Source organism: Methanobrevibacter sp. (assembly GCF_017427765.1).
Taxonomy (GTDB): domain Archaea; phylum Methanobacteriota; class Methanobacteria; order Methanobacteriales; family Methanobacteriaceae; genus Methanocatella.
On the sequence record NZ_JAFRSC010000027.1, the window covers coordinates 20,537 to 35,580 of the forward strand.

Sequence of the window (15,044 nt, forward strand, 5' to 3'; positions counted from 1 at the left end):
AATTGTTTATTAGTAGATATTATGTTTTTTGTTAAATAAATAAATTTTTAAAAAATAGCGTTTTTCTAGTCATTTACAAAATAGCTGTAAAGTTCATCCTTGACTTCGGTGTTGATTTTGAATTTGAAGTTTACAATAGGCAATTCCTTACCTTTATCATTAGTAATTGTAGTTTCAATTTGATCAAACGGCGTTACCTGACCAATATAATAGAAATCCTTACCTTCATCATCAGATTTTTTAACAAACAAGTGAATTTCAAGGTCAGTTTCTGCATAATGGATAATGGCCTGTGGTTCCTTTGATTCCAATTTGACATTTGATCTGGTCATCCATGAAAAACTTTCCTTATTGATAAATTGGTCTTCATACTGGGTAGATTTAGAAATGTTCTCATCTTTTTTATAAGTTACAAAAATAGGGCAGGTATTATGCTTAATTCTATATCCATACATTGTTGATGAATCATCATGTGGCCAATTTAAGAGTCTGCAGACATCCTTTCTGGAATATTTTTCATATAATTTGAGTTTTGAGTTTGAATGATATACATTTTCATATTTTAAAAGTGCAAAATCTATTAAATCCTCCAAATGGATTCTAAAGGTTTCCTGTGATAGGAATTCTCTGAATTGGTTTGAAATATTGTAGTTTTCATGGAAAAAGGTTGTGATTCCATACTTGGCTTTTTCCTTATCGGTGAAGAAATCTAGTTTAAGCAAATTAATTGCACTTTCAATTGATTTTAATTGATTTTCAAGTTCAAATTTTTCATTCAGCAATTCAGCAATTTTATCAACGTCAAATGATTTATTATACATTAAACATTTAAGTATCAAAAGTTCATGAGGCCTTTTTCCATCGGCCAAGTTTTTAGAAATAAGTTTAAGGCAATTAATTTGATTTTCATCAAAGGGATGATTATAGTCTTCCTCAACTTTTTGTAAAAATTCAGCATAACAGTTAAATGAGGAGTGATTTAAAATCAATAGTGGATCCATGTCCCCATTTTCATAAAAATCACACAACATTGGGATTTTTCCAATTTTAAACTTTAGATTATTGTATTTTTCCTTAAATAATGCGATTTTTGAAAATGTAGTTTTATCGATTGACTCGAAAATACGTTTTTTAGAAATCTCATCAAAATTAATTGATGATGCTCCAGGAATGATCTTGTTTCCTTCCATCACATATTTTCTGATTTTATCCTTATCATAAGATCTGTCCCCTGACAGGGCAATTGGAATCATGAAATTATTTTTATAGTGACCTATGAAATCCAAGATAACGACAAATTCCTTGTTTTTGTATTTTCTCAATCCCCTTCCCAATTGTTGAATGAAGATGATTGGAGATTCTGTTGGCCTTACCAAAAGGACCTGATTGATTTCTGGAATGTCAACACCCTCATTGAAGATGTCAACAGTGAAGATGTATTCCAGTTTGTCGGGATTGTCGTCATTTGTAAGCCTGTCGATTGCTTCAAGACGTTTTTCCTGTGAGTCGTCACCTGTGAGAACAACTGAAGGGTGACCTCTTTTGCTAAATTCTTCTGAAAGCATTTGCGCTTCCATTTTTCTTGAACAGAATACCAATGCCTTGATTCTATCACCGGAATAGCCATAAAACTCTGATTTTTCCAAAAGGTACTCAACACGCTTATTTGAAGCTAACAGGTTGAAATCGGTAAAATCGTCATCAATCTCGCCCGTGTCGAACTCGACATCAGTAATTCCGAAGTAATGGAACGGGCACAATAAATCCTCTTCCAAGGCTTCCTGCAGTCTGATTTCATGGGCAATGTTATTGTCAAACAAATCATAGATGTTAAAGCCATCAGTCCTTTCGGGTGATGCAGTCATTCCAAGCCAGAATTTAGGCTCAAAATATCTGAAAATCTTTTGATAGCTCAATGCACCCGCCTTGTGAACCTCATCGATGATGATATAGTCAAAATGATTTTTGTCATATTTTGTGTAGATGTCATCCTTTGACATCGTTTGGATTGTTGAGAAAAGGTAGTTCTTGTCAAAGTCCTTGGAGTTTCCTGACAAAAGCCCGAAGTTATCGTGGTCTTGAAAAATGTTTTTATAAGCGTCAATTGATTGTTTAGCAATCTGTTCCCTGTGAACAAGAAACAAAAACCTTTTGGGTTTGAAATCCTTAACTGCAAAGGCTGAAGCGTAAGTCTTACCTGTACCTGTGGCAGATACTAGAATAGCCCTGTTTTCACCCTGCTTGATTAAGGATCTTAAATTTTTGATGAAATCCTCCTGCATGATATTTGGAGTCAAATCCCTAATGTTTTGCTCTTTTAGCTCATCGGTGATTTTTCTGATGCTTTTGAAGTTTTTGTTGTCTTTGTAAATTTTTTCATACCCAGGCAGGACGTCGTTTAGGTCGTCTGCTTGAGCCCATAAATCATTGAACTCCCTTTTGAGTTCAGCAAGCATTTCACCCTCTTCCATGGAGGTGAACTCGACATTCCATTCCTTGTTGACCGCAAGGGCATTCATGGTGAGATTGGAGCTTCCGACAATACCCCTATAGACATCATCCTTTTTAAAAATGTAGCCTTTAGTGTGAAAACCCTCTTTTTCTTGGCTGTAGAGTTTGATTTCAAGGTTTTTAAATTCCTGAAGCTTTCTTAACGCTTTAGGTTCTGTGAAATACAGATAGTCTGTGGTTAGTATTTTTCCCTTAACGTTGTTTTTCTCCAATTGCCTGAACTCTTCTAGAAGCTGCACAATGCCGCTGTATGTGATGAAAGCCGATGAGATGATGAATTCATCACAATCCCTGATTTCGTCCCTGATTGAGTTTATGACCTTATTGTTTCTGTTGTTGTAGAGAAGTTTAGGTCTAAAATCAGCACTGGAGCTAAACTGTTCATCTATAAATGCAGTCTTTGCTCCGTTGATAATATCTTCAGGGTTCATTTTTTATTCTCTTTTTGAGTTAATCTTCCATGGTTTCCTTCAGGTAGTTTACAGCTTCGATATCTGCAGGAATCCAGTTGACTTCGTCAAGTTCGGCTTTTGTAAGCCATCTGGCATCGTTGTGCTCTAGAAGCTTTGGAGTTCCTTTAATGATTTCTGCTTCAAAGCAGGACATTTTAAGATAAAAAGTAGGATATTGATATTCCAGGTCCAAAGCAAATTTTGTGGGTTTGATTGTGCAGTCAAGCTCTTCTTTGATCTCTCTAATTAGTGCTTGTTCTTTGCTTTCGTTAAGTTCTATTTTACCGCCCGGAAACTCCCACATGTTAATGAACTCACCATAGCCCCTTTTGGTTGCTAGGATTTTATTGTCTTTTTTAATAATAGCTGCAACGACATTTAAAGTTTTCATGTTGATAAATCTCCTGATTAAATATTTAGCAGCTTACGTTATATAGTTTAATAATTAGCACTATCCCAAGTATACATAATCAAACCATGATTAAATAAAAGTGTCTTTAACACTTCTTTAATGAAAATTTCCAGATTATCTTCCTCTACATCCTCATTGCCCGGAGTTAAAGAAAATGCACCCACAGATGGAATAATTAAATCAGATTCATAAAATCTTTTTGTCTTGTTTCCCGGATATAATACATAAGACCCTTCAGTTTTCAGAATTGAATCTTTATAAGTGTGCATTTTATAAATATCCCCATCTTTAAATTCACGATCTTTTTCTTCTAACGAATCCCTTTCATCAATTTCTTTATCCAAATCTGTATCAGACACTTCAATTTTGTTGTAAAAATCAATAATCTCCAATTCTGACCTATATTTTGCATCAAAGTGAATATAATGTTTATATTCATCAATTGAGATGAGTAAAGTATAATCTGGTTTAAAAGCAAGAGAATATGACTTATATTGCGATTTATCTGAAAATCTCAAATTATAAAACAATTCAACATCAATTTCATTATCATAAATAAATAATTTGAATTTTTTAACCGATCTTTCTCCTTTTTTGATGTTAATTGACCAGTTATCCTTGTTAATTTCAAATACATCCTCAAAGTTGATTTTATAAACACTTAAATCGTTTAAAACTTTCAATATTTTGAAATAACACCAATATTCATATAATTCAGACAATTTTTTCTCAAATCCTTTGAACTGATTATTAACTTCATCCCAACTTAATCTAAATGAGAATTCAAGCATTAAGAAGTACTGAAAAATTTCCCTATAACCTTCTTTTTTCTGTAAAATCTGTGAATTGAAAGGAACATAATCCATTGAAGATATGTGATTGAAAAACTTACTTGACAGATAATATGAAATTTCATCTCTAAAATACAATAGTTTATCTTTAATGTAACCTTCCTTTGAGCTTTCAAGTAATTTTTCGACCAAATTTTGTATTAATTCCAAGAAATATTTGAAAAATCTGTTTTCAGGAATATTTATAACCTCCTCATGCTTGATTTGCTCCAGTTCAGATGGAATGTAACCGTTTAATTTATCAACTATTAGTAAATCAGCACTTGACTTGGATAATTTATTTGGTTTTGAAACAATATTTTTTAAAGTGTTTTGATTAACATTTGATGCGAATGAAACCTGAACCGTTTCGACATGATTTCTAAGCTGCGAATGCAAGTTTTTAGACAGATATTCGAAAATTGAAGGCAAGTTATCTTCTCTGAAAAGATATTCTAAAAACATGAAATCTTCATAATATGTTTCTTTTTCTCTTGAATCCAGCTCAAATTCTTGATATAGTGGAGAATTTACTTCAAAGATTAAACTTAACGCATGTTGTGATAAATCAGCTATCATTGCTGAATATTGATTAAAATAATCTATTTTTTTGGATCTAACTTCTATTGGAATTTTTTTGGAGTTAATGCTATCCTTTCGAACATCTAAAAATGATTTTCCAACATAACTTCTAAAGTTCAGAGTTCCAAGTATTTTATCATCTAAAGAGAACCTAAATGGTTTAAAATGATTGTCATTGATTTTAGTTAACGAGTATAAAACATCAAGATTATCTTCAGAAACCTTAGATTCAAATAAAATTTGATATTCTGTTTCTTCTAAAAACATTAACTTGGCAAAATTGGCTCCTATATTTGGGCAATATTGAATAGGAGTTAAATTATCTGGTTCATCAACAATCGGAACATTTTCAAGAGCTATAAAATGTGAGATGTTAACGTTAGACTCCAAATCTCCCCTATAGTCAATAGAACTGACTGTTAATGTTCCAAGTTCATTTAAATCCTCATCAGTTAATTGAATAATAACTTTTTGCTCGATCATTTAAATCTTAATTAATAAATGAAACATATCTTTGATCAGATAATACTTTAGACATTTTTTGAAGCTTTAAGGCTGAAGTGTAATATCTGCAACTCTCTTCAGTGATAGTGAAGTTTTTAGGATTTTCATTATTGTTTCTATCTTCCAGACAACTGTTAAACAAACTAGTCAACACATTTCCAATAGCTTTTTCGGACCCATGTAATTTTGGAAGGATTTTTTGTTTAATTTGAGCATCAAAGTATCTCTGCCAGTTTTCCCACTCAGCAGGTTCGTTTTCATATCTCCATGCAACAACCATGAATCTTAGAATTTCATTGATTACTCTAAAACCAAAGTCAAAACTGGAACCCTTAAGTATTTTCTGGAATTCTGTAAGTTCATTAGCTAAAATATCCCATAGATTATTATCAATATATGAAATTTCAGATAGAATTTCCTTTAAATCTTCAATATTTAAGTTAGTTATATCAGAGTCGATTAATGGAGATTGTAAATAATTAATATTTCCTTCAAAATCTCCTTGATCCAAATCAGAGGACATATACTCCCAAGCAGTTAATGTGTTAAATTCAATAGTGTTTGCCCTATCAAGAACTTTCGGTGAAAACATGTAAGTTGTTTCATCAACATTAACAGTTCCAATTATGAAAAGATTTTTTGGAAGTCTTAATGTTTCATTATTACCATACAAAGGTATTTCTTCACCACTTTCAATAGCTGATAAGAAATCTGCAAAATATCTTTCAACATGAGATAAATTCATTTCATCTAAAATTAAGAAATATGGATTATCCGGATCATTTTGAGCTTGTTTAATTAACTCATAAGCAGGAGTTGATTGATAATCTTCCGTGATTACATTATAATAACCAACAATGTTAGTGTTATCAGTCCAATTAGCACCAATTGGAACAATTTTATAATTCATATTATTGAAATTAGGTTCGAAGTTTTCAATAGGGATAAAATTCTTAATTTTTAATTCAAATGATGACTCCCCTTTACTTTTAAGAGAATTTAAATATTCTCTAATTTCATCAGTTAAATAATTATACATTCGAAATTTTAAATGAAAATTTGCATTGGCGGAAATGCCTCCGGATAACGCAACACAATCAACCACCGCATTTAAAGGAGTATATTCATATATATCCTTAGAAATAAGCACCCCATCCTTAAGAAAAGAATCAATATTATTCATTTTAACAGAAAATTCCTTTGAATGAATATAATCATTGAAAAGTATAGATTGTAAACTTTCACAAGAAATGCCTAAATCAACTAATTGATTTTTATGCTTAGTGCCTTCAGCATTATCTTTTATGATTTGATCCTTTTCATCATAATACAATTCTCTAAAATAACTTTTTAATTCTTCATTATGCTTATCATAATATAATTGAGGGAATATCTTGATTTGAGCAGTGGATGTATGACCACCAACTTCAATTTCATAAGTATCTTTAATATTATACGGAACAATACCTTCAACATACTCTGGAAAAATAGTCCAACCACAACGATGCCCTTCAGTACCCTTTTTTTCACTATACCCCCAAGATCTAGCTTTTGTGGTGACTTTTATCATGTAAAAATTTGAATCTTTTAAAAATTGAGCAAACAACTGTGATAATTTTGTTTTTCCAGTTCCAGAATTTCCAGTTAATATTTCAAACGGTTTAACTTTTAAAGATAAAAGATAATTTTCAATTAACTCTATATCAAAATAATATCCATTAGCAATTAGATATTTATAAAATGAATCAACATTTAAATTTTCGACCATAATAAACCCACTCAAAGCAATTTTACGAAATGAAATCAAAATCCCGTAATTAATACAATTTATATATAAACTTATATTAAAAAATAATGATCAAAAAAATAATATTAATGCTAAAATCTTATGATTAGAATTAGATTATAAATTGAACTATATTGAAAAAAAATACCTTTATGAAAAAAATAGATCTAAATTAAAAATAGTCAAAAAAAGAAAAAATAAAAGGTGATAGATTTTTAAAAAATCTATCCGAAGAGAGCACCTAATCCAGCTGCTGCTTCTTCTTCAGAAGCTTCTTCTTCTTCCTCTTCTTCTTCAACAGCTTCTGCTGCTGCAGGTGCAGCTGCAGGTGCTGCTGCTGCCATAGCAGTAGTTTCCATAGCTTCGTCGATGTCAACATCTTCTAAAGCTGCGATTAAAGCTTTGATTCTAGCATCATCAGCTTCAATTCCTGCTGCTTCAATAATACTTTTAACATTTTCTTCGTTAATATCTTTTTCTGCACTGTGCAAAATCATTGCCGCATATATATATTCCATGTTATCACCATTAATTTGTTTAAAGTGTTAGTTATTATAAAAATTTTAAATTAATTTTAGAATAGCAACCCTAACCCAGCTGCTGGTTCTTCTTCCTCTTCTTCTTCCTCTTCAACAACTTCTTCTGCAACTTCTTCTTCTACTGGAGCAGCTGCTACAGCAGCAGATGAAAGTTTTTCAGCTAAAGCGTCACTTAAAGCGCCTTCAACACCAGCCACTTCGGATGCGATAGCCATCATTTTAGCTTGTGCTAAACCAATGATTGGTTCTGAAGTTTCTGAAGTCATTATTGCTGCTTCTACACCGAGGTTGATAGCTCTGGTGTATGCAAGAGTAATAATTGTGGAAATAGTTTCATCAGTAGGAATAGCTGCGTTTACAGATAAATTGAATGCACTTCTAAATGCATTTTGTACGTCAGCTAATGTTTGTTCTTCGTCGATTGCAAGTACATCTGAAGTATAAATTGATCCTTCTTCGTATACTGCTTTTAAGTCAATTCCCACTTCCATCGGATTGATATCCATTCTGGATAAAGTAGCTGCAACTTGTTTGGAAACTTCTTCGCCTGCTTTAACAACGACAGTTTCTTTTTGAACGCAGATTTTACCTTTATCAATTTTTGCAGGAATTCCAACTTGTTGTAATTCACCTAAAAATGGACCTGGTTCAAATCCAGTGTCTCCTTCAGGTACGATAATATCGTCAGGAGCAATAGTTCCTGGTTTTGCAGGAGCTTGAGTTTTGCTGTCTTCCAATATTTTGTACAATTTGAAAGGATTCATTTCAGTTGCAATAATTGCAATTTGACCATCCATATGTTGTGATAAATCAACAATGTTGGTTTTTTCAGCATTACAATCTTCAAGAGCTAAATTAATAAGATTAATTTTAGACATTCTGATTACAGCTTTACCTTTAAGAGATTTTCTCATTTCCTGGAGCTGTTTTGCAGGAATGTTTTCTAAATCAACGAGACCTACAACATCATATTCATCAATAATGCCTTTGAGCTCTTTAACTTCTTCCTTTTTCCATTCAGCAACATGAGCCATTAGATCACCCTCACTACTGGTCCCATAGTTGTTTTAATAAACATGGACTTTATTTGACTTCTTCCTTTTTCTAAATTGCGGTCTAGGACTGTAAGAACGGTTTCCACATTTTCAGCTATGTCCTCGTCTGACATGTCTTGGCTTCCGACAACAATTTGAATACTTGCTTGTTGTTTTACACCAACTTTGACAGTGTCTTGTAATCTTTCTAAAAGAGGATCTAATTTGATACTTGCAGGCACTGGTTTTGGCATTTTTCCACGTGGACCTAAAACTGGACCGAGGAATCTACCAACGAGTGGCATCATATCAGCTTGAGCTATTAAGAAATCAACAGAGTTTGCCATTTTTTTAGCAGCTTTTCTGTCTTTTCCGAACTCTTCTAAATCTCCTTTATTAATTACAGTGTCAAGACCAGCCTCTTTAGCTTGAACAATGAGTTCCCCATCAGCTATGACTCCGATTTTAATCGGTTTGCCACGGCCGTTAGGAAGAGCAACTTCCTCATTAAACCTATTTTCTGGCTTTCTGACATCTAAGTCACGGATATTAATAATAATATCTACGGACTCAGTGAAGTTTCTCGGCTTTGATTGTTCTTTTGCCTCCTTCACCGCGTTAATTACATCTTGTGTCATATTCATCCCCCATGAACATATGTTCATTGGATTTTATTTCGGTTTCATGAGAATCGATAACAAGAAAAAAATTCTTAAACGATTGCATGAATTAAAAACAGTATATCAATTATAATTTTACTTATAACATCATATACACTGTATTGTTAACTTAAATTTAAATTTTATAAATAATATCTATTCTAATAAGATATCATCATATTCTCCAGCATCTACAGCTTTTTGTGCTTCTCTAGGGTCTTTACCATCAACAGATAATCCCATACTTACACAGGTTCCCATGACTTCTTTGATACCTGCTTTGTAATCATTAGCTAGTAATGAATCAAATTTCATTCTAGTGATTTTTAAAGCGGTTTCAATAGGTAAGTCATTTACGATATCCAAACCTGGTTCGTGAGAAGCTTTTTCGATGCCTAATTCTTCCATGATAAGTGAAGTGGTTGGCGGAGTACCGATTTCGATTTCGAATTCTTTGGTATCTCTGTCAACACTGACGATAACAGGCACTTTCATTCCTGCAAAGTCAGCGCTTTTTTTATTAATTTCTTCCACTACTTGCATCATGTTAATACCGAGAGGTCCTAAAGCAGGGCCTAATGGTGGTCCCGGAGTAGCGCTTCCACCTTCGATAAGAACTTCGACTGTATCTTTAGCCATCAGTCAGCCTCCTTTTGAATTATTCTAATTTGATCAGCTTTAACAGTAACTGGTATAGGTACTGCAGCCTCTATTAACTCAAGGACGACTTCTTCACGTGATTCATCAATACGAACCACTTTCGCCCTTTCACCTTTGAACGGTCCAGAAATAAGCTCAACAATACTTCCTTTCTGAATAGAGGAAATAATTGGTTCTGGTTTCAAGAATCTTTTTGCTTCTTCGAAGGTAATGCCTACACTACCTTCAACTACCCCTCTTAAATGTTGTACTTTTAAGTCCGGGTTTCTTAGATCTATTTTTGTTGAAGATTCAACTAAAATATACCCTTTTAAAGATTCTGGAACAAGAATTGAGGAAATACCTATGCCATCAATTGTTCTAGCTTTACGAGCTAAAAGCCTGGCTACATTCCTTTCTTGACCTGCAGAGGTCTTAAGAGCATATATGGAACTATTAGATTCTTCCATGAAAAATTCACCTATATTTAATAATTGACTAAGTTAATGAAGTTCCGCAAATGCGGATTCTTAGGTAATTCACATATGTGAAAATTTACTAAGCTATCCCCTATCTTCAATAGGTTCTAAAATTATCATCTAATTGATTAATTTACATATAAACTTAATAAAGTCTTAGTTTCTTTAATCCAAAAAGATAAATTCATACATTAAGTTAAAAGTTATTATAAAAGCCATAATTATTCAAGAAAAAAAACTCTTGAAAATTAGATTTCTATAATATCAATATCTATGTAAATAAGTAATATATAAAACTTTTCAAAAAAATGAATTTTTGAAGTAAAATAAATTAATTACAAAATTTTATTATAAAAAAGTTGGGATCAAAAAATGAAAATTGGTTTATAAACCAATTAATGAACCTAATAAAACTATAACAAAACCAATAACTCCGATGATTAAAACACCAATAGAAACCACTTTAGCGAGTTCCTTGTATTCTGGTAAATCAGGTTTTCTTGATACTTTCAATACTCTTTTACTGTCTTTGATAAATTTGTTAAAACTTTCTTGTACATTCATTTTAAATACCCAAAATAAAAAAACTATGAAAAAATCATAATTTAATGAATTATAATAAAATAATAGTAATAAAATAATTTATATCTTAAACATTAATAAATGTTTGCATTTTTGAAAAAAAATAAGTGAATGGAATTAGAAAATTCCATCAATAAAATCATCCAGTTGGTCATTAGCAGGTTCTGATTCTGAAATTTCTTCACTGTATTCAATATCAGGTTCATCATCAGAATTATAATTAGTTTTAATGCCTGAAACAACCACAGTAGTTCTAACAGTATTTTGGAGACTTTCATCAATTTGAGTACCCCAAATAATATTAGCTTCAGGGTCTAATTTGTCAGCAACAACTTGAACGATTTTTTCAGCTTCATGTAATGTTAAATCTGAACTACCAGATATATTTACTAAAGCGCCGGTAGCATTGGAAATGTCAATGTCTAATAATGGGCTGCTTAATGCTTCATGTACAGATTCTAAAGCTCTGTCGCCAGAATCGGACTCGCCCATACCAATCATAGCCATTCCAGATCCACTCATGATACTTCTGATATCTGCAAAGTCTAAACTTACAAGACCTTTTTTGGTAATCAGTTCAGTTATGCCTTTAACAGCCCTTCCTAAGATTTCATCGGAAACCATGAATGCTTTGTTTAAAGGCAAGTTAGGTGCAACTTCCAATAATTTATCATTTGGAATTACAATAACAGTGTCAGCAGCTTCCTGGAGTTTTTCTAAACCTTGCTCTGCATTTTCTCTTCTTTTAATTCCTTCAGCAGAAAATGGCATGGTAGCAACTGCAACAGTTAATGCTCCTAATTTTTTAGCTAATTTGGCAATGATTGGAGCTGAACCGGTACCGGTTCCACCACCAAGACCGCAAGTGACAAAAACCATGTCTGCGCCTTCCAATTCTTCTCTGATTTCATCTTCACTTTCTTCAGCGCATTCCTCACCGACTGATGGTTCTCCACCTGCACCTAATCCTTTAGAGGTATTTCTTCCTAAAAGGATTTTTTTAGCAGATTGACTGTAAAATAAATCTTGAGCATCAGTGTTTACGGCAATTGTTGTTGCGCCTTCAATACCCATTTCATTTAATCTTGTAATAGTATTGTTTCCTGCTCCACCAGCACCAACAACAAATATATTAGTTTTAACACCTTGAATAATATTGATTAAATCTTCGTCTATGTCTGAAGAGATTTTTTCTGGAGCTTTCTCTTCCATTCTTTGTTCAGATTCTTTTATTGCATCATCTATAAATTTCACAACTTAACCCCACATACTGCTTATTAAAATTAATTGTTAAATATTTCTATCTTATCTAATATTTAAATGCACCTACTATATAAGCAATTTGAAAATTAATAACCAAAAAATTAAAAAATAATTAATCTCTTGGCATTGCAATAATTTCATGGAACTGCATGTTAAACAGATTTTTTGAATTGACTGGAGTTAAAATAACTGCAGTATCAACACCGTGCGCCCTACCACCGATAGCAATAATTTCTTCACCGACAGGAATCAGGCCCGCATCGGCAGCCATCAGAGATATTTCAGCAGCCACTTTTACACCATGGGAAAACATTCTTAAGGTATCCGCTACGACATCCAAAGGTGAGTATCCACCATACTTATTTGTAACACCTCTTGCAGCACCGCTGAATGCATGTAGTCCCTGATAAGTTTTAATTCCCTCTTTTTCGAGTTTTTCAATCATCTCATCGGAAATATCTGATTCGTTATCTCCGCTGAATCCGACATTGTGGGAAACATTGATGATAGTAACATCTTTATCTATGGCTTCTGCTAATTTTAATGCTGATTCACCGGATGAAGATGCTATTAGAATATATCTAATATTATCACAAACTTCCAATTTGTCATTAACAGCTTTAATTAATTCATCAGTATAGTCATTTCCCTGTTCATCAAAATATGTTATAAATTTTCTTGCCATAATCTACACCACGATTTTAATAAAAAATTATAAACTCTATAGTATTAAATTATTATATAAATCAAATTTATTAAAGATTTTTATGACTGACTTAGAAAATATCAAGCATGTAATCAATGGAGATTACATTGTAATACCTATCGAAACAGGTTACATCAAACCAAATGAAGATTTAAATTCCATTATAGAACCTGCAAAAAGAATAATGCAAGATGGAGATTACCTTGTAATAGCTGAAACACCAATTTCAGTATCGCAGAACAGATTGGTTGATGAATCATTATACAAACCGTCCCTTACGGCAAAATTTCTAACAACAGTATGGAGCAAATATCTTTGGGGATATGTTTTGGGACCCGTTTTGGGAATTAAAAAAAGAACAATCAAAAACTTAAGAAAACTGCCTGAAGAAACAAAAGCCCATAAAGAAGTTGTCCTTCAGCTGTACGGTCTAAAGCATGCACTCAAACCTGCATCAGAAGCCGGCATCGATTTAAGTAATGCGCCCGGAACATTCGTATCCCTACTTCCCGAAAATCCCGAAAAGGTTGCATGCGAGATAAAAAAAGAAATTGGAAAAGAGGTTTGCGTCATGATTATAGACACCGATGCAACCTACATGAAAAACGGGAAATACTTTACAGGCCTTCCGATTGCCATTGAAGGTATTGACGCAGATAACGGATTTTTCGGATATCTGAAAGGACAGCTATCCGAAAACATGGGATCAACACCTCTCGGATGTAGTGAGAAAATGGATGTTGGAAGCGCTCTAAAAATCGCCAATATTGCTGAGGATTATCAAAAATCACTTTCAACAGAAATGAAAACAATCCATAGTGTTAAAGCAGTACTTGGAACTGAAATCGATGAAGTTACTGTTGAAGCGCTTGATTCTATAACACATACGCCGGCAGTAATCATTAGAAAAAGATAATAGTTATGTTTTTATAATAAAAAAAACAAAACTTAACATTAATTTTTAATATTATCATAATTTTTATTTTATTTTTATTTTTCAGTTCCATGAAAAAATATGATAACATAACTATTAAAATCCTAGAGGAAATTAAATGATAAACGATCCATTAGTAAAGACATTATTAATCAATATTGTTGAAGATGAAAGTAATTTACCTATCGTTGAAACATTAATCGACGGTGTGGAAACTGATGAAGAAATTGCTAATAAAACTGGAATTAAATTAAATATTGTCAGAAAAATACTCTACAAACTTTACGACATGGGATTAGCTAGTTATAAAAGAAGTAAAGACCCTGAAACCCAATGGTTCACATATGCATGGAAATTTGAAAAAGAAGAAGTTATAAATCGTATTAAAAAAGATTCAGAACAATATTTGAAGATGCTCAATGACGAATTGGAACGTGAAGAAAACAACATGTTTTTCATTTGCCCTCAAGGCCACGTAAGATTCGATTTTGATGATGCATCCGACTATGAGTTCTTATGTCCTGTCTGTATGGAAGAATTAGAATTCCAGGACAATTCCGAAAACATCAAGCAAATCAAAGAAGATTTGAAAATGGTTGAAAGTAATTTTAATTCATTTAACAAGAAAAACGGATAAAAATGGAAATAGAATTACTTAAAAAAGTGAATACTCCGGAAAATGTTATACAGCATTCACAGGCAGTCTATAAGAAAGCTATGAAAATAGCTGCTAATTTTGATGAAGCAAATCTTGATTTAATTAAAAAAGGCGCTCTCCTACATGATATTGGAAGGTCCAAAACCCATGGCATAACCCATGCAATAGAAGGAGTTAAGATTGCACGGGAATATGGTTACAGTCAAGACGTTTTAAATATTATTGAAAGACACATCGGCGCAGGAATTACTGCTGAGGAAGCCACTGAGTTAGGGCTTCCTGTAAAATCATACGTACCTGAAACTTTGGAAGAAAAAATTGTTGCCCATGCAGATAACCTGATAAGCGGCACAACCGAAGTGGATGTTGATTTTGTCATTGAAAAATGGAAACGCAGAATAGAAAATCCCGATGAAAACATTAAAAGATTAATAAAGCTTAACGATGAATTAATTAAAGATTTTGAGGAATAAC

General features: G+C 32.6%; 15 protein-coding genes. 3 read left to right on the plus strand and 12 right to left on the minus strand.

Annotation, left to right across the window (positions count from 1 at the left end):
- Window positions 1–65 precede the first annotated feature (65 nt).
- From IJL02_RS08410 to IJL02_RS08465, 12 genes are all read right to left on the minus strand, one after another.
- Window positions 66–2,942 carry a DUF3427 domain-containing protein gene (locus tag IJL02_RS08410; protein ID WP_292814853.1) on the minus strand — a complete coding sequence of 959 codons (2,877 nt, stop codon included), beginning with the start codon at window positions 2,940–2,942 and terminating at the stop codon, window positions 66–68.
- A gap of 19 nt (window positions 2,943–2,961) precedes the next feature.
- A complete protein-coding gene (locus IJL02_RS08415; protein ID WP_292814857.1) occupies window positions 2,962–3,354 on the minus strand; it encodes a (deoxy)nucleoside triphosphate pyrophosphohydrolase in 393 nt (130 codons plus the stop codon).
- A 47-nt stretch (window positions 3,355–3,401) separates the two neighbouring features.
- Window positions 3,402–5,270, minus strand: a complete 1,869-nt coding sequence (locus IJL02_RS08420) for a DUF2357 domain-containing protein (RefSeq protein ID WP_292814860.1) — start codon at window positions 5,268–5,270, stop codon at window positions 3,402–3,404.
- Window positions 5,271–5,277: 7 nt separating this feature from the next.
- The gene (locus tag IJL02_RS08425; RefSeq protein ID WP_292814863.1) at window positions 5,278–7,059 is read right to left on the minus strand and encodes an McrB family protein; all 1,782 of its coding nucleotides are present in this window, start codon (window positions 7,057–7,059) and stop codon (window positions 5,278–5,280) included.
- Between the two features lie 242 nt (window positions 7,060–7,301).
- Complete coding sequence (gene rpl12p, locus IJL02_RS08430) at window positions 7,302–7,595, minus strand: 50S ribosomal protein P1 (RefSeq protein ID WP_292814866.1); 294 nt, start codon at window positions 7,593–7,595, stop codon at window positions 7,302–7,304.
- 56 nt (window positions 7,596–7,651) lie between these two features.
- Window positions 7,652–8,650, minus strand: coding sequence for a 50S ribosomal protein L10 (locus IJL02_RS08435; RefSeq protein WP_292814870.1), 999 nt, complete (start codon window positions 8,648–8,650; stop codon window positions 7,652–7,654).
- A complete protein-coding gene (locus IJL02_RS08440) occupies window positions 8,650–9,288 on the minus strand; it encodes a 50S ribosomal protein L1 (protein ID WP_292814872.1) in 639 nt (212 codons plus the stop codon). The genes IJL02_RS08435 and IJL02_RS08440 overlap by 1 nt, the downstream gene beginning before the upstream one ends.
- Before the next feature lie 177 nt (window positions 9,289–9,465).
- Window positions 9,466–9,948, minus strand: a complete 483-nt coding sequence (locus tag IJL02_RS08445) for a 50S ribosomal protein L11 (protein ID WP_292814875.1) — start codon at window positions 9,946–9,948, stop codon at window positions 9,466–9,468.
- Window positions 9,948–10,418 (minus strand): transcription elongation factor Spt5, encoded by a 471-nt coding sequence (locus IJL02_RS08450; protein WP_292814879.1) that lies wholly within the window; start codon window positions 10,416–10,418, stop codon window positions 9,948–9,950. The genes IJL02_RS08445 and IJL02_RS08450 overlap by 1 nt, the downstream gene beginning before the upstream one ends.
- A gap of 393 nt (window positions 10,419–10,811) precedes the next feature.
- Window positions 10,812–10,991 carry a protein translocase SEC61 complex subunit gamma gene (locus tag IJL02_RS08455; protein ID WP_292814882.1) on the minus strand — a complete coding sequence of 60 codons (180 nt, stop codon included), beginning with the start codon at window positions 10,989–10,991 and terminating at the stop codon, window positions 10,812–10,814.
- Between the two features lie 135 nt (window positions 10,992–11,126).
- Window positions 11,127–12,263 (minus strand): cell division protein FtsZ, encoded by a 1,137-nt coding sequence (gene ftsZ / locus IJL02_RS08460; RefSeq protein WP_292814887.1) that lies wholly within the window; start codon window positions 12,261–12,263, stop codon window positions 11,127–11,129.
- Between the two features lie 121 nt (window positions 12,264–12,384).
- Complete coding sequence (locus IJL02_RS08465) at window positions 12,385–12,957, minus strand: pyruvate kinase alpha/beta domain-containing protein (protein WP_292814890.1); 573 nt, start codon at window positions 12,955–12,957, stop codon at window positions 12,385–12,387.
- 82 nt (window positions 12,958–13,039) lie between these two features.
- On the opposite strand from IJL02_RS08465, the gene IJL02_RS08470 reads away from it, so the two are divergent.
- The 3 genes from IJL02_RS08470 to IJL02_RS08480 all read left to right on the plus strand — a co-directional run bounded on the left by IJL02_RS08470 (window position 13,040) and on the right by IJL02_RS08480 (window position 15,043).
- Window positions 13,040–13,894: a coenzyme F420-0:L-glutamate ligase gene (locus IJL02_RS08470; protein ID WP_292814894.1), complete on the plus strand. Its 855-nt coding sequence runs from the start codon at window positions 13,040–13,042 to the stop codon at window positions 13,892–13,894.
- A gap of 136 nt (window positions 13,895–14,030) precedes the next feature.
- Window positions 14,031–14,549, plus strand: coding sequence for a transcription factor E (gene tfe, locus IJL02_RS08475; RefSeq protein WP_292814897.1), 519 nt, complete (start codon window positions 14,031–14,033; stop codon window positions 14,547–14,549).
- 2 nt (window positions 14,550–14,551) lie between these two features.
- Complete coding sequence (locus tag IJL02_RS08480; RefSeq protein ID WP_292814900.1) at window positions 14,552–15,043, plus strand: TIGR00295 family protein; 492 nt, start codon at window positions 14,552–14,554, stop codon at window positions 15,041–15,043.
- Window position 15,044 lies beyond the last annotated feature (1 nt).